Origin of the sequence: Falsirhodobacter deserti, assembly GCF_004015795.1 — a bacterium.
GTDB classification, from domain to species: Bacteria; Pseudomonadota; Alphaproteobacteria; order Rhodobacterales; family Rhodobacteraceae; genus Falsirhodobacter; species Falsirhodobacter deserti.
In genome coordinates this window covers 47,736-73,921 of record NZ_ML137220.1, presented here as the reverse complement: position 1 = coordinate 73,921, position 26,186 = coordinate 47,736, and the positions used below count along the sequence as shown (strand labels likewise).

The 26,186-nt window shown below is 62.6% G+C and carries 23 protein-coding genes; 3 read left to right on the top strand and 20 right to left on the bottom strand.

Annotated features, from left to right (window positions below):
* Positions 1-3: 3 nt before the first annotated feature.
* From JX25_RS13110 to JX25_RS13075, 8 genes are all read right to left on the bottom strand, one after another.
* Positions 4-1,413 carry an alanine/glycine:cation symporter family protein gene (locus JX25_RS13110; protein ID WP_241557968.1) on the bottom strand — a complete coding sequence of 470 codons (1,410 nt, stop codon included), beginning with the start codon at positions 1,411-1,413 and terminating at the stop codon, positions 4-6.
* A 175-nt stretch (positions 1,414-1,588) separates the two neighbouring features.
* Complete coding sequence (gene cobA, locus JX25_RS13105) at positions 1,589-2,380, bottom strand: uroporphyrinogen-III C-methyltransferase (RefSeq protein WP_128255549.1); 792 nt, start codon at positions 2,378-2,380, stop codon at positions 1,589-1,591.
* Between the two features lie 27 nt (positions 2,381-2,407).
* Positions 2,408-3,247, bottom strand: coding sequence for a formate/nitrite transporter family protein (locus tag JX25_RS13100; protein ID WP_128255548.1), 840 nt, complete (start codon positions 3,245-3,247; stop codon positions 2,408-2,410).
* Positions 3,248-3,271: 24 nt separating this feature from the next.
* Positions 3,272-3,736 (bottom strand): cyanase, encoded by a 465-nt coding sequence (gene cynS / locus JX25_RS13095; protein ID WP_241557967.1) that lies wholly within the window; start codon positions 3,734-3,736, stop codon positions 3,272-3,274.
* Positions 3,737-3,748: 12 nt separating this feature from the next.
* A complete protein-coding gene (nirD, locus tag JX25_RS13090) occupies positions 3,749-4,078 on the bottom strand; it encodes a nitrite reductase small subunit NirD (RefSeq protein ID WP_128255547.1) in 330 nt (109 codons plus the stop codon).
* Complete coding sequence (gene nirB / locus JX25_RS13085) at positions 4,075-6,564, bottom strand: nitrite reductase large subunit NirB (protein WP_128255546.1); 2,490 nt, start codon at positions 6,562-6,564, stop codon at positions 4,075-4,077. The genes nirD and nirB overlap by 4 nt, the downstream gene beginning before the upstream one ends.
* A 262-nt stretch (positions 6,565-6,826) precedes the next feature.
* A complete protein-coding gene (locus JX25_RS13080; RefSeq protein ID WP_338323040.1) occupies positions 6,827-7,993 on the bottom strand; it encodes an ABC transporter substrate-binding protein in 1,167 nt (388 codons plus the stop codon).
* A 2-nt stretch (positions 7,994-7,995) separates the two neighbouring features.
* Complete coding sequence (locus JX25_RS13075) at positions 7,996-8,580, bottom strand: ANTAR domain-containing response regulator (RefSeq protein ID WP_128255544.1); 585 nt, start codon at positions 8,578-8,580, stop codon at positions 7,996-7,998.
* 173 nt (positions 8,581-8,753) lie between these two features.
* Here JX25_RS13075 and JX25_RS13070 point away from each other — a divergent pair, with 173 nt between their 5' ends.
* The gene (locus JX25_RS13070) at positions 8,754-9,758 is read left to right on the top strand and encodes an SDR family oxidoreductase (RefSeq protein ID WP_128255543.1); all 1,005 of its coding nucleotides are present in this window, start codon (positions 8,754-8,756) and stop codon (positions 9,756-9,758) included.
* A gap of 7 nt (positions 9,759-9,765) precedes the next feature.
* Here the strand turns inward: JX25_RS13070 and JX25_RS13065 are convergent, their stop codons facing one another.
* The 6 genes from JX25_RS13065 to putP form a co-directional block, all read right to left on the bottom strand.
* Positions 9,766-10,536, bottom strand: a complete 771-nt coding sequence (locus JX25_RS13065; RefSeq protein WP_128255542.1) for an ABC transporter ATP-binding protein — start codon at positions 10,534-10,536, stop codon at positions 9,766-9,768.
* A complete protein-coding gene (locus JX25_RS13060; RefSeq protein ID WP_128255541.1) occupies positions 10,533-11,507 on the bottom strand; it encodes a FecCD family ABC transporter permease in 975 nt (324 codons plus the stop codon). The genes JX25_RS13065 and JX25_RS13060 overlap by 4 nt, the downstream gene beginning before the upstream one ends.
* Positions 11,504-12,490: a FecCD family ABC transporter permease gene (locus JX25_RS13055; RefSeq protein WP_164876159.1), complete on the bottom strand. Its 987-nt coding sequence runs from the start codon at positions 12,488-12,490 to the stop codon at positions 11,504-11,506. The genes JX25_RS13060 and JX25_RS13055 overlap by 4 nt, the downstream gene beginning before the upstream one ends.
* On the bottom strand, positions 12,487-13,476 hold the full coding sequence (locus tag JX25_RS13050) for an ABC transporter substrate-binding protein (protein ID WP_128255539.1): 990 nt from the start codon (positions 13,474-13,476) through the stop codon (positions 12,487-12,489). Before JX25_RS13050 ends, JX25_RS13055 begins: the two co-directional genes overlap by 4 nt.
* 10 nt (positions 13,477-13,486) lie before the next feature.
* Entirely contained in the window at positions 13,487-15,580 is a 2,094-nt protein-coding gene (locus tag JX25_RS13045; RefSeq protein WP_128255538.1) for a TonB-dependent siderophore receptor, read from the bottom strand.
* A 172-nt stretch (positions 15,581-15,752) separates the two neighbouring features.
* Positions 15,753-17,213 (bottom strand): sodium/proline symporter PutP, encoded by a 1,461-nt coding sequence (gene putP, locus JX25_RS13040; RefSeq protein ID WP_128255537.1) that lies wholly within the window; start codon positions 17,211-17,213, stop codon positions 15,753-15,755.
* Positions 17,214-17,633: 420 nt separating this feature from the next.
* Between putP and JX25_RS13035 the strand changes: the two genes are divergently transcribed.
* Positions 17,634-18,098 carry an Lrp/AsnC family transcriptional regulator gene (locus JX25_RS13035; RefSeq protein ID WP_128255536.1) on the top strand — a complete coding sequence of 155 codons (465 nt, stop codon included), beginning with the start codon at positions 17,634-17,636 and terminating at the stop codon, positions 18,096-18,098.
* Here JX25_RS13035 and JX25_RS13030 read toward each other — a convergent pair.
* From JX25_RS13030 to JX25_RS13015, 4 genes are all read right to left on the bottom strand, one after another.
* Entirely contained in the window at positions 18,095-19,018 is a 924-nt protein-coding gene (locus JX25_RS13030) for a DMT family transporter (RefSeq protein ID WP_128255535.1), read from the bottom strand. The genes JX25_RS13035 and JX25_RS13030 overlap by 4 nt on opposite strands.
* Entirely contained in the window at positions 19,015-20,190 is a 1,176-nt protein-coding gene (locus JX25_RS13025; RefSeq protein ID WP_128255534.1) for a DUF2235 domain-containing protein, read from the bottom strand. The genes JX25_RS13030 and JX25_RS13025 overlap by 4 nt, the downstream gene beginning before the upstream one ends.
* 60 nt (positions 20,191-20,250) lie before the next feature.
* On the bottom strand, positions 20,251-21,348 hold the full coding sequence (locus tag JX25_RS13020; protein WP_241557966.1) for an HPP family protein: 1,098 nt from the start codon (positions 21,346-21,348) through the stop codon (positions 20,251-20,253).
* Between the two features lie 213 nt (positions 21,349-21,561).
* Positions 21,562-23,535, bottom strand: coding sequence for a PhoX family protein (locus JX25_RS13015; RefSeq protein ID WP_128255532.1), 1,974 nt, complete (start codon positions 23,533-23,535; stop codon positions 21,562-21,564).
* 167 nt (positions 23,536-23,702) lie between these two features.
* Here JX25_RS13015 and JX25_RS13010 point away from each other — a divergent pair, with 167 nt between their 5' ends.
* Positions 23,703-24,491, top strand: a complete 789-nt coding sequence (locus JX25_RS13010; RefSeq protein ID WP_164876158.1) for a FadR/GntR family transcriptional regulator — start codon at positions 23,703-23,705, stop codon at positions 24,489-24,491.
* On the opposite strand, the gene JX25_RS13005 is transcribed toward JX25_RS13010, so the two are convergent.
* Positions 24,481-25,302, bottom strand: coding sequence for a carbohydrate ABC transporter permease (locus JX25_RS13005; protein WP_128255530.1), 822 nt, complete (start codon positions 25,300-25,302; stop codon positions 24,481-24,483). The two genes, JX25_RS13010 and JX25_RS13005, sit on opposite strands and share 11 nt — an antisense overlap.
* Positions 25,299-26,183 carry a carbohydrate ABC transporter permease gene (locus JX25_RS13000; protein ID WP_164876157.1) on the bottom strand — a complete coding sequence of 295 codons (885 nt, stop codon included), beginning with the start codon at positions 26,181-26,183 and terminating at the stop codon, positions 25,299-25,301. The genes JX25_RS13005 and JX25_RS13000 overlap by 4 nt, the downstream gene beginning before the upstream one ends.
* Positions 26,184-26,186: the final 3 nt, after the last annotated feature.

Genomic DNA, 26,186 nt, shown 5'->3' with positions numbered 1-26,186 from the left:
TTTTCAGCGATGCGCCGAACGTTCGGATGCTTTCCATTCATCCCAATCCGGCTGGCCCTGCATGAATGCCTCGATCTCGGCCTTGCTGGCTTCCAGCTTGGGATCGTGACGCAGGTAGTGGCGCGTTTCGCGCGCGATCAGGCCCGACATGATCAGCAGACCGATCAGGTTCGGAATGGCCATCAACCCGTTCATCACGTCCGAGAAGTTCCAGACGACGCCAAGCTGGAACGTGCAGCCAAAGAACACGACGATCGAAAAAAGCACCCGGAACGGCATCACGCCGCCGCGGCCGATCAGACGCTCCACGTTCCGCTCTCCGTAATAGGCCCATCCAAGGATGGTGGAATAGGCGAAGAGCACCAGCCCCAGTGTCACAACCCAGTGGCCCCAGTCGCCCGGAAGGCCGTGCGTGAACGCCTCACCCGTCATGATGGCGGCCGAGATCTGCTCGCCAGTGGCAGTGTCCGTCTGCTGCCAAACGCCGGTCGTGATGATCACAAGCCCGGTGCAGGTGACGACAATGATCGTGTCGATGAAGGTTTGCGTCATCGACACCAGGCCCTGCCGCACAGGGTGGGTCGTTTGTGCCGAAGCCGCCGCGATCGCCGCCGAACCCATCCCGGATTCGTTCGAGAAGATGCCCCGCGCGACCCCGTATTGCACCGCGATCATGATGGTGGAACCAAGGAAGCCGCCAACCGCCGAGCTGCCGGTGAAGGCCGAGCTGAACACCTGCCCGATGGCACCGGGAACGTCCGTGATATTCACCAGCAGGATGTACAGGGCAGCCGCCACATAGAAAAGGATCATCAGCGGCACGAGTCTGGCCGTGACCTTGCCGATGGATTTGATGCCACCCACCAGCACCAGAAGGGTCATGGCCGCAAGGACCAGTCCCGTTGCCCAGGTCGGCAGCGCCAAGCTGCGCTCTAGGTTGGACGCGATGGAGTTGCCTTGCGTCATGTTGCCGATGCCGAAGCAGGCGCAGACGGCGAAGATCGAAAAGGCAAGGGCAAGAAGCTTGCCGAAGCCGTTCGGAATCCCCCGCTCCAGATAATATTGCGGACCGCCCGATTTTTCGCCGGCAGCGTCGGTGGTGCGGAAGCGGACGCCAAGGAAAGCTTCGGAATATTTCGATGCCATCCCCAGCAGGGCCGTGATCCACATCCAGAACAGCGCGCCGGGCCCACCAACGGCGATGGCCGTCGCAACACCCACGATGTTGCCCGTGCCCACGGTTGCCGCCATTGCCGTCGTCAACGCCTGAAACTGCGAGATGTCGCCTTCGGCGCCCTCATCCTTGCGGCGGATCAGGCCAAGGCGCAGGGCTGGCCCCAACCGCAGGAACTGGATGAAGCCCAAGCGCCCCGTCAGATAGATACCCGTTCCCAGCAGGAGCGGGATCAGCATGTACGGCCCCCAGACGATACTGCCGACCGCTCCCAAGAAGTTTCCCAATCCGTCCATTCATGCCCCCGTTATGTTGTCGTTTCCTACATCACCACGCCCATGCGCGACAAATGTCAAGAATACAGGCCGGACAGGCTTCTGAAACGGGCACGACAGCGGGCTGGAGGACGATGCGTCAGCACAAAGGTCGGGCCGTGGCCGCTGACGGCGTTCGTGAGGATGCCCGTGAGGGCATTTGTTTTGACAAGCGGATGAAGACAACCGCACAGTCACGGATGCCCGCGCGGGCGGCGTCCAAAGCCATCCCGCCGACCGAGGTGACCAACTGCCGTTCCGCGCGCTTGCTGACCTGCGAACAGATCGTCACCTCTGTTCCGGCTGGCACGCCCGCCCGCAAAAGGTCGGCCGTGACAGCGTCCAGACGCTTCATCGCCATGTACATGACCAGCGTCGTGCCCGGCTGCGCCAGATCTGCAATGCCTGACCATTCCTCATCCGTGCGGCATGTGCCGGTGGCCAGCACCAGACGGTCAGTCTGACCGCGTTCGGTCAGCGGGCGCAGCATGCTGGCAGCAGCGGCACTGGCAGCGGTGATACCGGGCACCACCTCCACCTCGATGCCGCAGGCGCGTGCGGCCTCGATCTCCTCGCAGGCTCGGCCGAAGACGGAAGGATCACCGGACTTAAGACGAACCACGTTCAGGCCCAACAGGGCTGCCTGCGTGATTGCCGCGTCGATCCGCGATTGCGGCCATGCGTGGCAGCCAACCTCTTTTCCAACGAAGACCCGTTCAGCCGCAGGATTGGCCATGGCCACCGCCTCGGGATCGACCAGCCGGTCGAAGAAGACGACATCGGCCGCCTGAAGACGCGCAGCGGCGCGCAGTGTCAGAAGGTCGGCCGAGCCGGGCCCCGCGCCGACCAGCGTGATGCGACCCGTGGGAAAGTTCGTGGCGTGGAACGTCATGGCGCGTCTCCGGCTGGGGTGAAGGGGTTATTCGGCGGGCACGCCGATGGGGTCTTCCACCGCGTCACGTGCAGGGGATGTACGGTAATGCGTGGCGTAGATCATCGCGCCCACAAAGGTCAGGCCGCCGACAAGATTGCCCAGAACGGTCGGAATCTCGTTCCAGATCAGGTAATCCATGACGGTGAACTGGCCGCCCAGCATGATGCCCGAAGGGAACAGGAACATGTTCACGATGGAATGCTCGAACCCCATGTAGAAGAAGACGAGGATCGGCATCCACATCGCCATGATCTTGCCTGAAACGGAGGTGGACATCATCGCAGCCACGACGCCCGTGGATACCATCCAGTTGCACATCACGGCGCGGATAAACAGCGTCAGCATCCCGCCAGCGCCGTGTTCGGCGTAACCCAGCGTGCGCCCTTCCCCGATATGACCGATCTGCTGGCCAACGGCATTGGGTTCGGTGGTGAAGCCAAAGGTGACGATGACCGCCATGAAGATCGCCACGGTGAAAGCGCCAAAGAAGTTGCCCGCGAACACCAGGCCCCAGTTGCGCCACAGGCTTTTCATCGTCACGCCGCGCCGCTTGTCCAGCAGGGCCAGCGGCACCAGCGTGAACACGCCCGTCAGCAGATCGAACCCCATGAGGTACAGCATGCAGAACCCGACGGGGAACAGCAGCGCCCCGATCAGCGGATTGCCGGTGTTCACGGTCACGGTCACGGCGAAGGCGGCGGCAAGGGCAAGGATCGCCCCCGCCATATACGCGCGGATCAGCGTGTCCTTGGTCGACATCAGCGCCTTGGAGGCGCCTGCATCGATCATCTTTCGCGCGAGGTCGGATGGGTTGACGTAGGACATCGTGGAACCTTCCTGTTGTTCTTCTTACCAGTTGGAATAGGCGAGGTACTTTCCGGACATGGTCAGCTTCACGCGATCGCCCTTCGGGTTCGGCTCCCTTTCCAGCTGCATCGAAAAATCGATGGCGGACATGATGCCATTGCCGAACTCTTCGTTGATCAGCGCCTTCAGCGTGGGGCCATAAACGCCCACGATCTCGTAGAAGCGGTAAAGGCAGGGATCGGTGGGAACGGCCTGGTCCCAGACCTTCAGCGGGCTTTCGGTCAGCAGGTCCATCACGGTGTCGGGCAGGCCCAACAGGTTCGCGAAGGCGCGGGCCTTGTCTTCGGGAAAAGCGTTCATTCCCGTCGCGGCCGAATGGGTCCAGACCGGCGACATGCCGATCTTCTCCGCGATCTCGGACCAGCCAAGCCCTGCGCGCTTCTTGGCGCGCAGGATCATCGCGGTCAGATCGTCGCGTGTCATCTCCTCGATTGTCATCTTGGTCATGGCTGGGGCCTTTCAGGCGGCAGAGCGGGAAAGAAGAGAAGCATCGATCAGCACACGGCCCTGTTCGACGCGCACGGCGAAGGTGCGAACCACGCCTTCATCCGCGCCCTCGGCAGCGCCGGTATTCATGTCGAACACCCAGTTGTGCAGCGGGCAGGTCACGCGGTCGCCATGCACGATCCCTTCGGAAAGTGGCCCGCCCTTGTGGGGGCAGCGATCCTCCAGCGCGAAAACCTGATCGGTGGCGGTGCGGAACACGGCAACGCAGCCCAGATGCGTGCGAACAAGCCGTGCGCCCTGGCGCGGGATGTCCGAAAGCGATCCGATATCGACAAAGCTCATTCCGCTGCCTCCAGTGAAAGATCGGCCATCGGGGCCCATTTCTTGTGTTCTTCGGGTTGGGCATGTTCCGCCCACGGGTCCTTGCGATAAACGGACTGGCTGATCTCGAACCGCTGCACCAGCGCGCGGCGGTTCTCCACATCATCGACCACCTGCGCGATCACCCAATCAAGGCCCACCTTCGGCACCCATTTATATGGGCGGTCCAGATACTTGGCATGTTCGCGGTACAGCTGGATGAAGGCTGTCGTGACTTCCACGGCCTCATCCTCGGTCGGAACGGTGGCAATCAGTTCAGTCGCCTTCACCTCCATCCCCGCAGCGCCGGCAACGCTGACCTGAAAGCCGCTTTCAACGCAGACGATGCCGATATCCTTGCACGTCGCCTCGGCGCAGTTGCGCGGGCAACCCGATACGCCAAGCTTCACCTTGTGCGGTGTCCATGTACCCCAAAGCAGCTTTTCCAGACGGATGCCAAGGCCGGTGCTGTCCTGCGTGCCGAAGCGGCAGAACTCGGATCCTACGCAGGTTTTGACGGTGCGGAGGCCCTTGGAATAGGCGTGGCCCGAAACCATTCCGGCGTCGTTCAGGTCGGCCCACATCGCGGGCAGATCTTCTTTCTTCACGCCCAGAAGGTCGATGCGCTGTCCGCCCGTAACCTTCACCATCGGCACGTCGTACTTATCCGCAGCATCAGCGATGGCGCGCAGTTCGGCCGATGTGGTCACACCGCCCCACATGCGCGGCACGACCGAATAGGTGCCGTCCTTCTGGATGTTGGCGTGGTTCCGTTCATTCACGAAGCGCGACTGACGGTCGTCCTGATATTCCAGCGGCCAGTCCGCCAGCAGATAGAAGTTGAGCGCAGGACGACAGGAATGGCACCCGCCCACCGTTTTCCAGCCAAGTTCCTGCATCACGGCGGGAATGGATTTAAGTTCCATCGACTTGATAAGCCGGCGCACGTCCTCGTGGCTGTGATCGGTGCACTTGCACATGCCAGCGGGTGCAGGTGCGGCAAAATCATCGCCCAGCGTCAGCTTCATCAACTGTTCGACCAGCCCAGTGCACGTCCCGCACGAGGCGCTGGCCTTGGTGCAGGTGCGGATCGCATCCAGTGTGCAGGCCCCGCCCTGAACCGCACCGACGATGGCGCCCTTGCTGACGCCATTGCAGCCGCAGATCTCTGCCTCTGGCGGAAGCGCGGCAACGGCGGCCAGCGGATCGGCCTTGCCCGCAGCGGGCCCGAAGATCAGCGTGTCGCGCGTGCCGCTGATGTCGGCGGCATCCTTCAGCAGCCCATAGAACCAGTTGCCGTCGGCCGTATCCCCATACATCACGACGCCGATGATCCGGTCATCCTTCAAGACCAGCCGCTTGTAGATGCCGCGCCCGGGGTCGCGGAACACGATATCCTCGCGGTCGGGGCCATCGGCAAAATCACCGGCGCTGAACAGGTCGCAGCCTGTCACCTTCAGCTTCGTCGCCGTCTGGACGGGGGCAAAGACAGCATCTTCCTTCATCAACGTTCTGGCGAGCGTCTTGGCCTGATCGTAAAGGGGCGCAACAAGCCCGAAGACCTGCCCGCAATGTTCCACGCATTCGCCAAGCGCGAAGATGTGCGGGTCGCTGGTGCGCAGGGCATCATCAACCACGATGCCGCGTTCCACCTCCAGCCCGGCATCGGTGGCAATGCGCGTTTCGGGGCGGATGCCCACGGCCATGCAAACAAGATCGGCGGGATAGGTGGTGCCATCCTCCAGCAGCACGGCCTCGGCCTTGCCATCGCCGAGGATCGCTTTCGTCGCGCCCTTGCAATGCACCTTGATGCCGCGGCGTTCCAGATCGCGTTGCAGCAGATAGCCCGCCGCAGGGTCCAGCTGCCGTTCCATCAGGTGGCCCATCAGGTGGATGACCGTGACCTTCGCACCCCGTGCGGCCATGCCCGCCGCGGCTTCCAGCCCCAGAAGGCCGCCGCCGATCACCACGGCGTTCTTGCCGGCAACACCGGCATCAATCATGGCGTTGGTATCTTCCAGGTCGCGATAGGTTACGACGCCCGGCAGATCCTTGCCCGGAACGGGAATGATGAACGGGGCAGAACCGGTGCCGATGACCAGCGCATCATAAGGGGTTTCGCCGCTTGCGGTGTGGACCGTGCGGGCAGCGCGGTCGATGCGCGTCACTGCTTCGCCGAAGCGGCACGTGATCCCTTGGGCGGCGTACCAGCCATCATCATGCGTGACGATTTCCTCATAGGTCTTCTCGCCCGACAGGACGGGCGACAGCATCAGGCGGTTGTAGTTGCCGCGCGGTTCGGCGTTGAACAGTGTCACGTCGAAGCGATCCGGCGCCGCTTCCAGCAGGTGTTCAAGCATACGGCCCGAAGCCATGCCCGCGCCGATGACGACAAGCCTTGTCTTTCCGGATTGGACAGCAGCGGACGGAACCGGGGCAAGGCCCGGCGGGATTGCGGATGCAGACATGGATACTCCGATCGCGAAAAAGAGACTTCGGCTGTCGGAAAGCGCTGGCGTGGCAGGCACGAGAGGCGCTTCCAGTTATTCCGCTTCATCGCGGAATGTGCCGCATCCTTGCGGGCGGACGGGATGCGACGTTGCACCCTGTCATGGATCAAGATTGCGGGTCCGGCAGCGCCACCTCAACCCTGCAGCGGGGTGAAAGGCGGCCAAGACCGGGGATGCACGTTCAGGGTGCGCCCCTTGATACGGAGCGCACAAAAAGAAATCACGTTGCGGATGGAGGCTCGAACAACCGCCCGTCGAAGAAGGCATCGGGGCGCAGAATCATTTGCCCGCTTTCGGCCGCAACAAGGCGCGGGATGTCAATCGCTCCTTCCACCCGCAAGGACGCACCGGGAAGCCCAGCCCCTGCGGGGCGCAGATGTTCGCGGTACAGATCGGTGCGGAAGCAGTCCATCGCTGCTTGGGAAGCCGGCGCAGGATCCAACCCGTGGTTGCGGATCATCCGCGCAGCGAACAGGGCGGCAAGGCTTTTCCACGGGAAGGTGGCCGCATCACGATGGAAGGCGATAAAGTCGTCGCACTGCCGCGTTTCCCCCGCCGAGGAAATCATCAGCCGTCCTCGCAACCCGCGCTCTGCCAGTTCTGGCGGCAGGTCCAGGTAATGCGGGCGGCACAGGATGTCGGCTGCGGTTCCACGATTTGCAGGATCGTCCAGCCAGCGACCGGCCCGCCACATCGCGCGCATCAAGCGGCCTGTCGTGTCTGGCCGCGCGGCGGTGAAGTCGCGCCGCAGGACCAACCCTTTTTCGGGCGGCGACATCCAGATCGCGCGGCCCGTCAGCAACAGAGTGGCCGCCCCCCGTTCCACTGCGAAAGAGGGCCACGGCTCTCCCACGCAGAAGGCATCCACCTCCCCGGCATCGATCGCGTCGGCCATCATCGGCGGGGGGATGGTGACAACACGAACCTCCTCCCCGAAACCCGAAGCTTCCAGCCAATGGAAAACAATCTCCGCTTGCGTGGAAAAGCGGAACGGTACGCCCACGCGAAGCGGGCCGCGCACCACACGCCGCAAAGCCTGCCCCGCCGCCCGCGCATTGTTGAAGTTAAAGCCATGCCCCTCAGCCCGCAGACGCGCGGCGATGTCCTGGTTCACTGCAACCGCCTGCCCACCTTGTGACAGGAACATCACCAGATCCATCGGGGGCAGAACCGGCCCCAGCCCCACCGCCTGTGCAACGGGCAGCGGGACAAGCATGTGCGCCGCATCGATCAATCCGGCACCCAGCAGATCGCGGCTTTGCGCCCATGCACCGATGCGCATCAGGTCAAGTTCCAACCCTTCTTCGGCTGCGAAACCCAGTTCATGGGCGATGATGGCCGGCGCGGCGTCGGTCAGCGGCACATAACCGAAGCGAATTATCTCCATGCTCATATCAGCAGGCCCGCTGCCATCACGATCTGCTGGGCGATGTCGCCCACCCGCCGGCCCTGATCCATCGCGGTCTTGCGCAGAAGGGCATAGGCCTGCTCCTCCTCAATGCCGCGGGCGCGCATCAGGATGGCCTTGGCACGGTCGATGACCTTGCGTTCCTCCAGCGCGGCCTTGGTTGCGGCAAGCTCGGCGCGCATGCGCTGGAACATGTGGAAGCGCGCGATGGCGGCATCAAGGATCGGCTTCACGCGGTCGGCCCGCACACCGTCAACGACATAGGCCGATACGCCCGCTTCGATCGCGGCGCGGGTAAGCTGTTCATCCGAATGATCCACGAACATGGCCACGGGCCGATCCAGCGGGCCCGAGGCAAGGGCAAGTTCCTCCAGCACATCGCGCGAGGGGCTGGCAAGATCGATCAAGACGATATCAGGCCGGAAGGCCGTGACCTTGCTGGCAAGGTCCGTCATCTCAAGGATGACGTGGACATCGTATTCACCCGCCTCTTTCAACCCCTCCACGATCGGGCCGGCGCGATGTTCGTCCGGGTCGATAAGAACGATTGAAAGGCGTTTCTGCATGGAACTTTCGCTGCGTAGGTCACGGGCACATGTCTTCACGGATACGCTGACGAGGCAAGGGGCAGATCGCCTCATGGCTTTCTTTCGGAACCTGCATCGGCGGGCGGGCGTAGAATGGGTGCGAACGCCGGACGTTCCCGATCCCCTTCGCAAACCTGATGAAAGGAAATCTGATGGCAGACGAGATTCTGCAGGATCCTCAGCGCCGCCTGCTGATTGGAGGAGTGGCCGGAAGCATGGCCGCAGCCGGTTTCGCCGGTGCAGCCCATGCCCAGGAAGCTGGTGCTTCGGATCAGGCCTCCCCGCTGACGGAGATGCGCGACCCGCAGACCGCCTTCCCCCAGCCGCCTTTTGAAGAACAAAAGCAGGAATGGCCGGGGCTTACAAGCAGGATGACACCCGTCCCCGATCATGGCGAAGACAGCTACAAGGGGTCCAACCGCCTTGCCGGCCGCAAGGCCCTGATAACGGGTGGGGACAGCGGCATCGGCCGCGCCGCAGCCATCGCTTTCGCACGCGAAGGTGCAGATGTTGCAATCAACTATCTTCCTGACGAGGAAGAGGACGCTCAGGAGGTCGTTTCGCTGATCGAAGAGGCCGGCGGCACCGCGGTGGCCATTCCCGGCGATATCACCGATCCGCAATTCTGCCGCGATCTGGTGCAGCAGGCGGTGGATGGGCTTGGCGGGCTGGACATCCTCGTGAACAATGCGGGCTTCCAGCAATCCTCCCCCTCGATCGAAGAGATCGAGGAAGACACCTTCGACCGCACGATGAAGACCAACATCTATGCGCCGTTCTGGATCACAAAGGCGGCCTTGCCGCATATGGAAGCGGGCAGCTCCATCATCATCACGGCTTCGGTCGTGGCGCAGCAACCGCCTGAAAACCTGTTCGATTACGCCCAGACCAAGGCGGCGAACATCATCTTCGCCAAGGCGCTGGCCAAGCAGCTCGGCTCTCGCGGTATCCGCGTGAATGCCGTGGCACCCGGGCCGTTCTGGACACCGTTGCAGGTCGTGGGTGGGCAGCCGACGGATGCGCTGCCGCGATTTGGCGCCGACACGTCCATCGGCCGTGCCGGTCAGCCTGTGGAGATCGCGCCGCTTTACGTCCTGCTGGCAAGTGCGGAATCCAGCTACTCCACCGGGCAGGTGTTCGAGGCGACCGGCGGCTGAACCAGCTTCAGGCCGGAATGACCATTGGCGTTCCGGCCACCGGATCGGGCTGCACCACGGCCCGCAGCCCGAAGGCCGCGTGCAGGCTTTCGGGCGTCAGCACAAGATCGGGCGCACCTGCCGCAACAAGGCCTTGCGGGCCCAGCAGGATCAGGTGATCGGAGAAGCGGGCAGCAAGGTTCATGTCATGCAACACGCTGACCACCGTCAGCCCGCTTTCGCGGTTGCGACGGCGCAGCAGCGAAAGAACCTCCACCTGATGCACCAGATCCAGAAACGTAGTCGGTTCGTCCAGCAGCAAAAGGCGCGGTTCCTGGGCCAGAACCAGCGCAATCCAGGCACGTTGGCGCTGACCGCCCGAAAGCTCGTCCAGGGGCCGATGCGCCAGATGGGTCAGGCCCACGGCCTGCAACGCGGCGGCACAGGCGCGGGCATCTTCGGCCCGCCACGGGCTTAACAAGCCCCGCCAAGGGATGCGCCCGCGCCGGACCAAGTCGCCCACAAGTATCCCCTCGGGCGCAACCGGTGCCTGCGGAAGGATCGCCAGCCGCCGCGCCAAGGCCCGCGTGTCCTGATTGCGAATATCGGCCCCATCCAGCAGAACCTGTCCCGATGCGGGGCGGATCAGCCGCGCCATCGCCTTCAAAAGCGTCGATTTCCCGCATCCGTTGGGACCAAGGATCGCCGTCACCCGCCGTTCGGGAATGACGACATCCAGATCCCGCAGAACACTGCGGGTTCCATACCCGAAGCTGAGCGCGCGTGTGCTGAGTATCATAAGCCGCCTTTCTTCATCTCGCGCGAGAGGCGCCACAACAGATAGGGGGCACCGAAGAGGCCTGTCGCGACGCCCACCGGCAGCGCAACGCCCGGCAAGGCGGCCTGCGCGGCCAGATCTGCGAGCGTCAGGATCAGCGCTCCGGCCATGGCGCCCGACATCAACCGCCCTTTCAGATCCCGCGCGCGCGCCAGCCGGATCCCGACCGGCGCCGCCATCAGGGCAACAAACGGCACCGGCCCCGCCACGGCAACAGCCGCAGCGGCCAGCAAAACCGCGATGGCGGCAATGGCCCACCGTGCGCGATCCGCCCGGATGCCAAGGCCGGTGGCAAGATCGCTATCCAGTTCCAGCGCCTCAAGCGGGCGCAGTTGGGACAGGGCAAGAACTGCCAACATCGCCAGCGCCAGCCAAACCTGCGCCGCATGGTCCCATGCCCGCGCATTCAGCGATCCTGTCAGCCAGCGCTGCGCCTCGGCCGCCTCGTTCAGTGGCAGGGATGTCAGGGCAAAGGATGACAGGGCCGAAGTTGCGAACCCGATCCCAAGGCCCACCAGCACCAAGGTCAGCGGCGGCGTCGAATGCCCCGGCCGCCATGCAAGCAGCGCCACAAGCACTGCCGCCACAAGCCCGCCCGCCGCAGCCACCAGTGGCACCGGCAGTGTCAGCCCCGCTGCAACCGCCACAACGATCGCGAGGCCGGAGCCGGAGGTGAACCCCATGATGTCGGGTGCAGCCAGCGGGTTGCGGAACAGCGTCTGAAACAGCGCGCCCGACAGGCCAAGGGCCGCGCCTGCGCCCACCGCTGTCATCACGCGGGGGCCGCGGATGACCTTCAGTACCAGCGCGCCCGTCCCGTCGCCCGTCAGCGCGCCATGCAGCAGGGCCATCGGCCCCACGGGCAACTGCCCGATCATAAGCGACGCAAGGATCGCCAGCACCAGCGCAAGAGGAAGAACCGCCGCCCTCACCCGAACGCTCCGGACCGGACGCGGCGGGCCAGCCAGATGAACACCGGCGCGCCGATCAGTGCGGTCATGATGCCGGCCCGAACCTCGGACGGGGGGATGACCACGCGCCCAAGCGCATCCGCCATCAAAAGAAGCGCCGCCCCCAGAAGCGCAGACACCAAAAGCTGCATACGCAGCGAACTGCCGGCAAAGCGCCGCGCAATCGGTGGCACGATCAGCCCAAGGAACGCGATGGGGCCCGCAACGCCGACAGCGGCGCTGGTGGTCAGCGTCACCGCGACAAGGGCCGCCGCCTGCACCCATCCCGGCCGCGTGCCAAGCCCGCGCGACAGCGCCTCGCCCAGCAAAAGCGCCTCGATCCTCGGTGCGGCGGCCAGTGCGACAAGGCCCCCCCCAGCCGCCAGCAATGCCATGAACAGGATCGGACGTGCCCCCGCCTCGGCCAAGGATCCGGCCACCCAGAACCGGAACACGTCCAAGGATTCCTGCCGCAAAAGCACGATGGCCGAAACCAGCGAAAGCAGCATCGCGTTCAACGCCGCCCCGGCCAGCGTCAGCCTTACCGGCCCGGCATCGCCGCGCATCCCGCCGCCCAGCATGAACACGAGCGCCGAGGCCAGCGCCGCCCCCGGCAGCGCCAGCAGCGTCACGGTGGCCGCATCAGGTTGCCCCAGCAGCAGCCCGCCCAGAAGCAGGGTGAAGGCAGCCCCGGCATTGATCCCAAGGATGCCGGGATCAGCAAGGGGGTTGCGCGTGATCGTCTGCATCACCGTTCCTGCGATACCAAGCGCGGCACCTGCCACAAGTCCGCCCAGAAGGCGGGGAATGCGGATCTGCATAAGCGTGATATGCGCCGGATTGGCGAGATCATAGGCGGCAAACGCGCGTGCATATTCCACAAGTGGCAGGGCACGCGCCCCCGCCACAAGCGATGCCGCGACCGCAAGGAAAAGAACAAGCAGGGCCGGAAGCAAACGCGTCACGGGACCAGTCCGGCCTTTCGCGACGAAGGAACCACCGTTTCGGGCCGCCCGTCCATCGCAAGGGCGATGTCCCCCTCGATCCGATCCAGCGCCCAGGGAAGCGACAGAACCGAGCCGAATGACAGCGCCCCGGCCAGAAGCTCATCCCCGAACACCTCGCGCCCTTCGTGCACGGCGGTCAGGGTTTGTCGCATCGCAAGGGTCGCAATATCCGCCGCCCGATCGTACGAGGAAATCCAGATGATCAGATCGGCATCAATCGGCGACAGATCTTCGGGGGATAGGGTGGTATAGAAACTCGTGCCCGCCAGCGACGCAAGCGCAGGGGGGGGAACGAAGCCAAGCTCTGCCAGAAACTGCACGCGAACGTCATCTGAAAGAAACGCGCCGGTCTGGCCGCCATCCTGCCAAGCCGCAACAGCGGTGCGGCCGGACCAGTCCGGATGGCGTGCGCGCGCCGCAGCAAAACGGGCCCGCAAATCCACGATCATCGCCTCCGCCTGATCCGCCTTGCCCACCGCGCGCGCGATCGTGCGCGTAACGACATCCCACGGGGTGCCATAGGTGGAATATTGCGGCTCCTGCAGCAACACCGGCGCAATCTGCGACAGCAGATCATATTCCGCCCGCGACATGCCGGAACCGATTGCAACGACCAGATCAGGGGCAAGGCCCGCAACGGTTTCCACCGAAATCTCACCCTGCATCAGGACAGGGGCGGTGTCGCCAACATAATCCCGGGCCCAAGGCCAGATCCCGCCTTCATAATCCCCGTACCAATAGCGCACGCCCACCGGCACGACACCAAGGGCAAGAAGCGGATCCTGCGTATTGAACCCGGCTGACACGACGCGGCGTGCGGGCTCCTTCAGCACCGTTTCGCCAAAGACGTGGGGAAAGCGCATCTCGCCTTCCTGTGCCAGCACCGCCGGCGCTGCCATTGTTGCGGCTGCGCCAGCCAGAAATCCGCGTCTTCCGATCAGCATCGCGCCATCCTCACCACGTGTATTTCAGCGTTGCCGTGACTTTGCGCCCGTCGCCATACCAGCCGGCACCCGTCGTGTCCGTGGCCGAGACATAGCGCTTGTCCAGCAGGTTGCTGACATTGGCCTGCAGCGCAACGTTCTGCGCAAGCTGATAGCTGACAGCGGCATCAATGGTCGTATGCCCCCCGATCCGCCGCGTGTTCGCGTTGTCAGGATAGGCCGAGGACACATAGCGCAGCCCCAGTCCGACCATCGTTTCCCCGCGCGCACCTTGGCGGGGGAAGGTGTAATCCCCCCACAGCGACACCGTGTTGCGCGGGGTGAAGGCGGGACGGTTGCCTTTGTTGACGGCATCCTCGGTGATCTCGGCATTCCAATAGGACCAAGCGGCGGTCAGGCTGAACCGGTCGTTGAGTTCCGCCTTGGCCTCCATCTCGGCGCCCTGCACGTTCACCTCGCCCACCTGCATCGGAATGTTGTTTAGCGTTGTCGTTACGTTCGTCTGCGTCAGATCAAACAGCGCGGCGCTGAACATCAGGTCCGTATCCAGCGGGCGATACTTGAACCCGACCTCGTATTGCGTGCCTTCGCGCGGGTCGGCTGACAGATCCCACAGGTCCGGCTCAAACGATTCGGAATAGTTGGCATAGACCGACATCGACGGGTCGATCTTGTAGGTCAGACCGATGCGCTTCGTGAAGGCGTTGTAATCGCGATCGTCCTGCGCGCCCGTTTCGGGATACCCCATGGTGACGTGGATATTGTCGGACCGGCCGCCGAAGGTCAGGATCCAGCGATCCGCGAAGGTCAGTTCCTGCTGAAGATAGACCGACCGCGCGTAAAGCCGCGGCGACTGGTCAGAATAGCCTGCATCCGACAGCTTGATGCAAGCGCGCCCGCAATAGGAAGGATCGTGGATATCGATCCCCGTGGCGCTGCCAAAAAGGCGGTTTTCCTTCAGATGCATCCACGAATATTCGAAACCAGCCAATGTGCGGCTTTGGACAGAGCCGAAGGTGGCATCGAACTCCAGCTGGTTGTCGATCGCGAACTGCTTGTTCTTGCCATAGATTGCAAAGGCGGTCCGATCATCGGCGGGATCTTCCGTTGCGCCGTAGATGCTTTCATAGGTCAGGTCGAGATTGCTGTAGCGCGCGGTCTGCCTGAACGTCACGCCCCGACCGAAATCGCGGCGGAAGGCATAGCCGTAGCTACGCTCGGTCGTGTCGAACTTGTTGAAATCCGGCTCGCCAAGGAACGTCTTGGGGTCGATGCCCGCATCAAGCGGTGCGCTGGATGCGCCGGGCGTGCCTTCGCGATCGTTGTGATCCAGCATGACGGTCAGTTCGGTGGCGTCCGACGGACGATAGGTGAGCGCACCTGCGAGATATGCCCGATCATCATTCGAATAATCATATCCAAGCGACGCATCCTGCGTCTTGGCGGTGACGCGATAGCTCCACACACCTGCAGGATCCAGCACGTCGCCGAAATCCGTTCCAACTTCGACATGGTCATCGCCAAGCGTGGTATACACCTCGCCGAAGCGATAGGGTTTCGGCGTCTTGGTCACGGCATTGACCAGCCCGCCCGGCGCGTTCATCCCGAACAACGAGGAATTGGAGCCTTTCAGCACCTCCACCCGCTCCAGTCCATAGATCTCGCGCCGGCCAAACGTCCAGCCGAAACCGCGCACCGGTAGCCCGTCGCGATAGGAGCCGAGCGACATTTCATCAAAGCCGCGGATGCGAACGTAGTCATAACGGTCGTCGCCGCCGCCATATTCATTGACCAGCACACCCGCAGAATAGGCCAGCACCTTTTCCATCGTGTCGGCGTTGCGGGTTGCAATCTCTTTCGCAGTGATCACGGAAATCGAGGCGGATGTGTCAAGCACGTCCGTCTGCATCTTCGATCCGGCGGTGGTGTCCGTGGCGACGATGTTCGTTTCATCCGAAGTGGCATTGACCACGATCTCCGGAAGGGTCGTCACATCCTGCGCATATGATGCGGCAGGGCAGATCGCCGTGCCGAGCGTCAGCAGGGCCAGCAGCGACCCGGCACGGCGCCGTTCGTGAAAACCGGAAGGAGTATGGTTTTGCATCTTTGCATCCTGATCACGATCCGAACCAACCGATCTGCCAGACATGCGCGACGACACTCGATCAGCTTTCCCGATAGAAATAGTCGGAATCATGCAGGAGTTGCAAGCCACCAGCTTCAGCGTTGCAAACAAGAGCCGGTGGCGGGAACGCATGAGCGTTCCCGCCTGAGGATCACGATGCGCGGTATTCGCCCCGATCGCGGCCAGCAAGGCTGACGACAACGATCGCGATCAGAGAGGCAACGAAGCCCGGAACGATCTCGTACAGGCCCTCGCCGCCCAGAAGCGACTGGTTCAGGCCAAGGCTGATCCAGATGATCACCGTGACCGCACCGACAATCAGGCCCGCAACAGCGCCTGCGCCCGTCATGCGCTTCCACGTCAGAGACAGCACGATCAGCGGGCCGAAAGCCGCGCCGAAGCCGGCCCAGGCATTCGCCACCAAGCCAAGCACCTGGGAGTCCGGATCGCGCGCGATATAGACAGCCACAAGCCCGACGAGCAGAACCGCAACGCGGCCCACCGTAACCAGCTCACGGTCCGACGGCTTGCGCTTCACCGCGCTGCGATAGATGTCTTCCGTCAGCGATGCCGAGGAAACGAGGAGCTGGCTGGAAACCGTCGACATGATCGCGGCCAGCAACGCCGCATACAGGAACCCTGTGACAAGCGGGTGGAACAGCAGGTTGGACAGCACGATGAACAGCGTTTCCGGATCGGCGATCGTCAGGCCGTTCCGTTCGGCATAAGCGCGACCGAAGATACCCAGCGACAGCGCGCCGATCAGCGAAACGATCATCCAGCTCATCCCGATGTTGCGGGCGGCCGGAACTTCGGACACGCGGCGAATGGCCATGAAACGCACGATGATGTGTGGCTGACCGAAATATCCGAGGCCCCATGCCATGGCGGAAATCCAGCCAATCGCTGTCACGCCGTCAAAGAAGGACAAAAGTGCAGGATCGATTCCGGCCAGACGGTCCAGTGCCTGTCCCACGCCATTGCCCTGCCCCGTAGTCAGGATCACGACCGGCATGATGATAAGCGCAACCATCATGATGCAGCCCTGCACGAAATCGGTCAGGCTGACGGCAAGAAACCCCCCGATCACGGTATAAACAAGCACGATGCCCAAGGTGATCAGCACGCCCGTCATATAGTCGCCGCCGAAGGCGCTGGCGAACAGCTTGCCCCCGCCGACAAGGCCCGACGCGGTATAAACGGCAAAGAAGATAACGATGATGATCGCGGACACCAGGCGCAACACGCGTGCCTTGCTGGGGAACCGGCTGCCGAGAAATCCCGGAATAGTGAGGGAGTTATCGTAAATCTCGGTCTGTTCGCGCAGGCGCGGGGCGACGATGATCCAGTTCAGCAGTGCGCCGATGGCCAACCCGACGGCAATCCAGGACTGCGACACGCCCGAGAGGAACAGTGCGCCCGGAAGGCCAAGCAAAAGCCAGCCGCTCATGTCCGATGCGCCCGCCGAAAGGGCCGCTACCGAGGGCGAAAGGCTTCGGCCACCAAGAATATACTCCTCTGAATTCGACGTGCTTTTCCGCCACGCATAAATGCCGATACCGATCATCAGCAGAAAATAAGCCAAGAGGCTTATCCAAATCCCTGTCTGCATTCGCTCCTCCTTTATTGGTCGCTCGCCTTCTTCCACACCTTGTCTTGTAAACAAAGTGTTCAAGAATGTCCGTCCCGAGCTTGAATTGCGATCCGGTGCAGGCCGGATCGACCCATTGGATTTTTGTTGATACAGTGCGCTGTCCGAAGCGCCGCGATCACTTGCCCGAAACCAGGCGTTTGCCCTTTTCCGCGATCATAATCGGGACAATGCCAATCCGGCTGCCTGGTGCACCGGCGCGATCATAAAGCCCGACGCTTCGGCATGAAACGCGTATACACGCGGAAGTTTTGTCCTGTTGACGCCGGGCATGGCGACCTCCTAAGTGATCGAAAGAGGCTATCTTCTTTTTAGTAGGCGGTTCGACCATAAAAGGCCACCATCGCAGACGAAAGGAACTTTTTTTGGGGACATCTTGGTGTGGACATTGATCTTGATCCTATCGACCGCAAGATACTGGCCGAACTGACAACGAATGCCCGCATTTCCACGGCGGAACTTGCGCGCAAGGTCGGCTTGTCGAAGACGCCCGTCGCCCATCGCATTCGCCAGATGGAGGAGATGGGCCTCATCACCGGCTATCGCGCGATGCTTTCGCCCCTTCGGCTGGGACTGAGCCATGTCACCTATGTCGAAGTCAGCCTTGACGATACGCGCGAAAACGCCTTGCAGCGGTTCAACGCCGCCATCAGGGGCATTCCGGAAGTGGAGGAATGTTACATGATCGCGGGGGGATGCGATTACCTGGTCAAGATCCGCTCCAAGGATGTAGGAGATTTCCGCCGCATCATGGCCGAGAAGATCTCGGTTCTGCCCCATATCAACAACACCTCCAGCCATGTGTCGATGGAAGCCGTGGTGGAGCAGAACCCCGTAACGATCTAGCCTGCCGTTTCGCGGCGCGCTGCGGGGCGAAACAATCTCAAGGGCATCGTCACGATCACAAGGCACGTGACGACCAGCGCCACGCCGATCCATCCCAGCGGTGGAAGACGTTCCCCGACGATGGCGACAGCCAGAACCGCGGCCACAACGGGTTCGAACAGGGTTATCGTGGTGGCTGTGCTTGCGCGAACACGGGCCAGACCAAAGCCAAAGCACAGATACCCAAGGAACATGGGGACTGCGGCCATATAGATGCCGACGGCAGTATTGTTCCATGACTGAAGGAAGGGTGCGCCTGTCATCACCAGCACCGGCAGAAGAAGCACCCCGCCAATCCCGAATGTCGCGCCCATTGCCACGGAAGACGGAACGCCACGCAACATCATTCCCCGTGCCGTCCATGAATAAAGGGCATAGGTGAGGCCACCAATCAGGCCAAGCGCGACACCCAGTGGAACGGAAACTACCTCTGCCTGCATTCCGCCTTCCGCTGTGCAGATCAGGATCATCCCCGAAACGCCTACGGCGGCCCCTGTGACCCATCGCATTGTCAGACGCGCCCTGTCGAACACGTATTCGATCAGGGCAGAAAGCAAAGGTGCCGATCCGATCGTTACCACCGTTCCCACGGTGACACCCGCCAACCGCATCGAGCTGTAGAATGCCAGCGGATAAACGGCCACCGCGACCGCACCGATCAGCAGAAGGCGGCGCTGTTCAAGAAGGCTGCCACCAGCGCGCATGATGCCGCGCCACGCGAACAAGGCTTGCGCGATGCCCCCAAGCCCCATGGCCGCCGCGCCGATGGCGGCGGCGCCGACATCGGGCGCGAGAGCGGCGGCGGTTCCCGTTGTTCCCCAGACAACTGCCGCAAAAAGGATCGCGAGGATTCCCGGAAGGTTGGATGTTTTTCGCGTCATGCCACCCCCCGTACGCCCAGACCCGGAGACGTATGATCCGAAGGATCACCCTCCACCCGATAATCGTCTGGTATGTTCGGCTGAAGTTCCCCCGTCAATGCCGCCCGTGCCAGAACCGATGCATGAATGCGCGAACGGGCCGGCACCTTGCGCGGTTGATTGCGGCCAAGGCTGAGGCGCAGCCCGCCCGATCCGCGCTGCGGCAGCGGAAGGTATTCCAGAACCTTCCACCTTGCTGTCATGGAATTGGTGACGGGCGCAAACGGATTGGGCGGTGCATATTTATGATCCTGCCCCTCCCCCTGCACCAGAAGGCTTACCGTTTCGGGGCAATAGCGAAGGCCAAGCCGGCTTGTTTCTTCGATCATCCATTGCAGTGAAATCTTGGCAAGCGCCGAGGCTTTCTCGGGCAGGCCGCCGCCGATGTCGCCATGACTGCCGGTGAACCAGACCTCGCGAACGTCCTGCGCAGGATCGGATGTGTCCCAAAGAAGCGGATCGAATAACCGGCGGCGTTCATCAAGTGCAACCGCATGGCGCACATGCGCGACTGACGGGTTGCGGGAGGTGAAGGCGTGATGTCGAAGCTGTGGCAGCACATTGCGCGACGGCTCGATCACCGAGGCGACGGTGTCGAACAGGCCAAGAAGGTGGATGCAGGGGTGATGCGTGTCCAGGATCCGCTGGTACAGCTTCACCTCCTCCAGCCCCTGATCGCATGTGCAGGGTTGCGTGCAGTCGCAACTGCGGTCCCCAATGCTTTTATAGGCACGATAGGCGTGATCCAGCAGGTTCAGGTTCCGCGGCTCCAACAACCCTATCGTATGGATGAAGCCGGCCAGCATTCGCGCCGTATAGGCCCCGCGTGAGAAGCCAAGCAAGCAGATGCGATCATCCTCGCCACCTTTCGCACAGTTCCTGACAAGGAAGCGATAGGCCTCCTTGACGTTGTGATCGATGCCCATGCCCGTCGCCATGCCCCAAAGCTCTGACGACGCCTGCGCCAGACCCGACCAGTAATGCTGCGATCCCAATGTGCCCACACCGGGATCATAATAAACGATCTGCTGGTCCGTTTTATCGAGACAGCCGTAAAGGCGCAGGATGTTGGTCCGCTTTTCCTTGATACTGTTCGACGTACCATCCAGCAGGATCACGATCGTTTTCGGCATGGTGCAAGTCCTATCGGGTTGCGGCACTTTCATCCGCGCAGGCCTGCCGGTGCAAGCGGTTCAGTTGTCACGGGCACTCAGGCTGCGGCGCGCCAATGCGGCGATCATGTCGGTTCGGGTCACGATCCCGACAATGCGCCCGCGTTCAAGGACCGGCACGGCATCGCAGATGCCGTCGGCCATCATGGGCAACAGGGCGGCAACCGGCGTTCCCGTCGTGGCGCGGGGCATCGCCGTTCCCATGATGTCTGCGGCACGAACAGGCGTGGTAAGCCGGCTGTCCAGCAGTCGCTTCATCGCGGAGCCGAACCCGCGATCCAACCGGAAAACATCCTCGCGCGCACGGCGGATCAGGTGAATCTGGAAAATCACGCCAAGGAACTTATCCCCTTCCTGCACCACCGGCAGCGAGGTGAAGCCGTGATCGCGGAAGAGGTTCGCCACCTCGCCAAGCGGTGTGTCGGGACCCACCGTGACAAGATCGCGCGACATGATATCGGCTGCGGTCAGATCGCCCGAGCGATGGCTAGCCGCCTGCATTTCTGCCGCGCCGATCAGCCGCGCAAGATCCTCGGTGCCGAGGTTCAGCGACTGGCGATAATTGCGCAGGATCGCGGCAAGCTCTTCTTCGCGCAGGCCGATCCGTGCCACGGGTGAAACGTCGGGCGGCGTCGGTGACTGGGGCGCATGGCGCATGGGGTAATGCCGGCCGGTGGCGCGGGCATAGATGCATCCCGCCAACACAAGGATCGTCGTTCCGGCCGCGACGGGCGCGAAGGCGAACCACGGACCCAACTGTCCCACCGTGTCGGGGCTGAGGGCAGCCGTCATGGCGACGGCGCCCCCCGGTGGATGAACCGCACGCATCAGCAGCATCGCCGCCACGGATCCGCCCACTGCAAGCGCCACCCGCAGCGCGGGATCGCCAACCGTCATGCAGGCCACCACCCCCACAAGCGCCGCAATGCTGTTGCCCACGATCGCGGACCATGGCTGCGCCAGCGGGCTGTTGGGAACGGCGAATATCAGGACCGCCGATGCGCCGAAGGGGGCAATCAGGAAAAGCCCCGTTTTCAGATCGACCGAAGCGGCAAGGAGCAGCCCGGCGACAGCAAGCCCGATACCGGCACCAATGCCTGCGCGGAAAACCTCTGCCATCGGTGCCCGCCCAACTGCCGGGAGCAGCGGCCGAAGCCATGATGTGAAACGAGATGAAAGATCTGCCATGGTGACGGCCCCCTGCTTGCAGACGGTCCGTCATCCGGCAAAAGGCGTCGCTTTTCAAGGCAGCCTTGTTCGTAGGGCAACTTCCCGTAGGCAAGGGCACAACAAACTGGGGTGCGGGCGGCCCGGTGGCCGCCCGCAGGATTGTCAGCCGATGCGGCCGCCACCTTGGCGGGTGATCGCGACCACGGCCGGGCGCACCGGCATGTCATCGCGGAAGTCCGGCCAACGGGTCGAAAGATCCTCGTAATAGGACGGGCGGCCATGACCTTCCCAATCCTCGCCCCCGTCGCCGGGATGCTGCACGGCCACGAACATGGTCGTCATATCCTCGGTCGGGCACGGCCCGCACATTTCGGCGCCCACTGGCACGCGATAGAACAGGCGGGAGGTGCCGCGCGCATCGCCTTCCGTGTCCACGGCCCAAAGGCCATCGGTGCGGCCGGTATCGCCCATCGAGTTGCCGTCGGTCGAAACCCACAGGCGGCCGTCGGCATCGATGGCGGCGTTGTCGGGCATGCCGAACCAGCCGTTCTTCGTCGTTTCGGTCGAGAAGGTGGCGCCAACTTCGGCGACCGAGGGATCGCCGCACTGAAGCAGGATCTCCCAGTTGCCGGTCGTGGCGGTGAAGTCGCCATCGGCTTCCAAGATCTCGACGATGTGACCGAAGGCATTTGCCACGCGCGGGTTGGCGGCGTTCGCCTCTTCACGCTTGGTGTTGTTGGTCAGCATGACATAGGCGCGGCCCGTGGCAGGGTTCGGCTGGATATCCTCGGGGCGGTCCATCGGCGTTGCGCCCAGCAGGTCGCCAGCGCGGCGCGTCTCGATCAGGATGTCGGCTTGCGATTCGAAGCCGTTTTCGGCCGTCAGCGGGCCTTCGCCATGCACCAGCGGCAGCCATTCCATTGAACCGTCTTCATCGAAGCGCGCCACGTAAAGCGTGCCTTCATCCAGCAGGTCCATGTTGGCGGCGCGGTCGTCGGGGTTGTATTTGCCCGCTGTCACGAACTTGTAGACATAGTCGAAGCGTTCGTCATCGCCGAGGTAGAAGACAACGCGGCCGTCCTTGGCCACAACGCTTTCGGCACCTTCATGCTTGAAGCGACCAAGTGCGGTGCGCTTTTTCGGGACCGAATTGGGGTCCATCACGTCAACCTCGACGACCCAGCCGAAGCGGTTCGGCTCGTTCGGTTCGGCGCCGACATCAAAGCGCTTGTGGTAGTTGCCCCACTGGTAGCTGCCGCCCGGAACGCCGAGACGGTCGTAGTTTGCCGCTTCGCGGTGACCTTCGGGCAGTTCCCCGATGAAATAGCCGTGGATGTTCTCCTCGGCCATGATGTAGGTGCCCCAGGGCGTCACGCCGCCAGCGCAGTTGTTGATCGTGCCGAAAACCTTGCGGCCCGACGCATCTTCCGACGTTTTGAGGCGGTCATGGCCGGCAGCCGGGCCCGTCAGCTGCATTTCCGTCTTTGCGGTGATGCGGCGGTTCAGCGGCGCGTCCAGCACCGGCTGCCACTTGCCATCCACCTTCCGGATTTCGATCACGGTGCCGCCATGTGCGGCCATCTCGATGTTGGCGCGATCTTCGGTGGCGTCGGCCACCTCCAGTTCGCCATTCTGCATCGTGACGATGCCGGGGAACATCAAGTGTTCGTTCGTGTATTCGTGGTTCACAACCAGCAGGCCGCGATCCGTCGCGCCATCCAGCGGGATGAAGCCGACGTAGTCGTTGTTATAGCCGAACTGGCGTTCCTGCGCAGCCTCGGACTGGTTCGTCGGATCGAATTCTGGCGCGTCGGCAAACACCTTGTCGCCCCAACGCAACAGCACGTCAGCGTTGTATCCTTCTGCCACGTGGTGGTCGGCATCAACGCCGGCCTCGACCTCGGGGAAGTTGAAAACGGAGGCGGATTGGGCGCGGGCCTCATCAGCGGCAAGAAGCGCGACGGGCGACACGGTCGCGGCGATGGCGGCGGAGGCCATCGATCCTTTCAGGAAGCCACGACGAGAAAAACGGGCGGCGATGATGTCGCCCATCGTGCGGTTTCCGGTCGGGTTCAGGCCCGGCCCATCGGCTTCTTCAAGCTGCGACGTGCGGAAAAGCTGGCTTTGCTTGGTCATGATCGTCCCCTGGCATTCGCTGTTCGTGAGGAGCCATGCCACCTTCACATGTCATTTGTGCGACATTCACTTTCGGTTTTTGTGAATTGCGGCCCCGGTGCAGAACGTACGTGCCGCGTTCCGCGGGGCCGCTGGCCATTCGGCACTGTTTTTCTTCTGAACCGGCAATGATTTTCTGCTACCATACCACGATGCAGAACCCCGCGCCCGACCCCGTATCATTTTCAACCCATTCCGTGCGACGGATCAACGGGTCCATCGCCGATTGGCTGGGGCGCCAAATCGTCCTAGGGCAGTTGCCCGAAGGGGAGCAGGTTCCGACCGAAATGGACTTCGTTCAGCAGGCGGGCGTTTCGCGAGGTGCTTATCGCGAAGCGCTTCGCCAGGTGGGGGCAAAGGGGATGCTGATCAGCCGCACACGCAGCGGCACCCGTGTTGCGCCGCGCGAATCCTGGGTGCTGCTGGATCCCGACGTCGTGCGCTGGTTCTTTGAGGCCGGCGCGCCACCCGACTGGTTCATTCGCGCGATCTATGAATTGCGGGCGATGGTGGAACCGCCGGCAGCTGCCTTCGCCGCCGAACGCCGGACAGAGGCCGATCTGGCCGCCTTCCGCGCGGCGCTTCATGCCATGCGGACATGCGAGATGACAGAAACAAGCTGGCATCAGGCGGATGCGGGGTTTCACCGCGCGATCCTGCGGAGTTCCCGCAACCCTGTGCTGATCACGCTTGAGGCGGGGATTTGTGCGGCCGTCGCCTCCACCACAGCCTTCCGGTACCGGGACATGCCGAACCCCCACACCCGCAACCCGGTGGAAGAACATGCCGCGGTTTTCGAACGGATCGAGGCGCAGGACCCGCAGGGGGCCCGGCGCCTGATGGCGGATCTGGTTGACACGGCGCTTCTGGACCAGCTTGGAACCACCGTGTTCGATCAGAAATCCTCTAGCCCTTGACGCCCGAGGAAATCATCACCGCTTCGGTCACGCGGCGCTGGAAGATCAGGTAGGCGATCACCACCGGCGCTGCACCCAGGAGGGCAACCGACATCAGCCGCGCATAAGCCACGCCGAATGCATCGTTCACCTGCGTCAGGCCAACCGGAATGGTCATCATGTCTTCGGTGGTGATGACAAGGAACGGCCAAAGGAAGGCGTTCCACGCCGAAATGAAGGTGATGATTCCAAGCGCGGTCGTAATGCCCCAGTTCAGCGGAAGATACACACGGAACAGCAGGGTATAGTCCCCTCCCCCGTCCAGAACGACTGCCTCCTTCATTTCCTTCGGAACTGCATCGAAGAACTGCTTGTAGACGATAATGACGACCGGCACGACAAGCTGCGGCAGGATGATCCCGCCCCACGTGTTGATCAGGCCAAGATCGTTCATCAGGATGAACTGCGGCACCACCAGCACCTGGGCGGGAACCATGAAGCTGCCCAGCACCACGCCGTAAAGCAGCTTGCGTCCCGGGAACGTCATCTGGCTGAGGGCATAGGCGCACATCATCCCCGTTGCAAGCACGACCGCCGTGATGATAAGCGATGTTCCGATTGAATTGATGTACCAGTTCGTGAGGTTGGAGTTGAAGATCGCGTCGTAGTAGGCGCCGAGGTTCAGCTCGTCCGGGATCAGCCCGGCCTCGTCGGAGACAACGCGGTTCTCGGTCCTGATGGAGGTGGTGAAGGCCCAGTAAAGGGGAAATATCCAGATGGCGCCCGCCGTCAGCGTAAGCCCCGTCAGGGCCACGTTTTCCAAACGCCTCATCTGCGCCCCCTTATGCGAAGCAGTTGGTATTGCAGGACGGAAACTGCCACGATCAGCAGGAACACGACCAGCGAGATGGCAGAGGCATAGCCGCCGTTGTTCTGCTGGAAAGCCTCGCGGTAAACCATCAGCAGCAGCACGGAGCTGGAGTTGAAGGGCCCGCCTTCGGACAGCAGATAGATCTGGTCGAAGATCTTCAGTTGCAGGATCAGTTGCAGTGTCAGGACCAGCGCCACGACCGGCCAAAGAAGGGGCCAGGTCACGCGGGTGAACTGCTGCCAGCGCGTTGCCCCATCCAGCGCCGATGCTTCGTAAAGATCGGAGGGGATGTTGCGCAGGCCAGCCAGAAACAGAAGCACGTTGAAGCCGTTGGTCCACCAGATCGTCACAACTGCGACCGACGGCATCACCCAGTAGGGGTTCTTGAAAACGGGGATTGGCTTGCCGACGATCCGTTCGAACAGGGGCTGCAGGATTCCGAACTGGAAATCCAGCATCCATGCCCAGATCTGCGTCACCACGGAAACGGGCAGGATGTAGGGCAGGAAGAACAGCGCAAGCGCAAGTGCCTGCATCCGCCCCGACAATCGCTGGACCATCAGCGCGATGCAAAGCGCGATGACAGTGGTGGGGATCACCGTCAGCAGCATGAAATACCCGTTATTCTTGAGGGACGTGTAGAAAAGCTTGTCCGCCAGAAGCTCCCGATAGTTTTGAAGTCCGATCCATTCTCCACCGCCGATCAGGGTGGCATTGGTGAAGGAAAGTCGCACCACCTCCACCAGCGGATAAGCGAAGACCAGAGCGAAGACCGCCACAAAGGGCAGGATCAAGGTCAGGGCGACTAGCCGGTGGCGCCGCTGATTGCGTATCATAGCCATGAC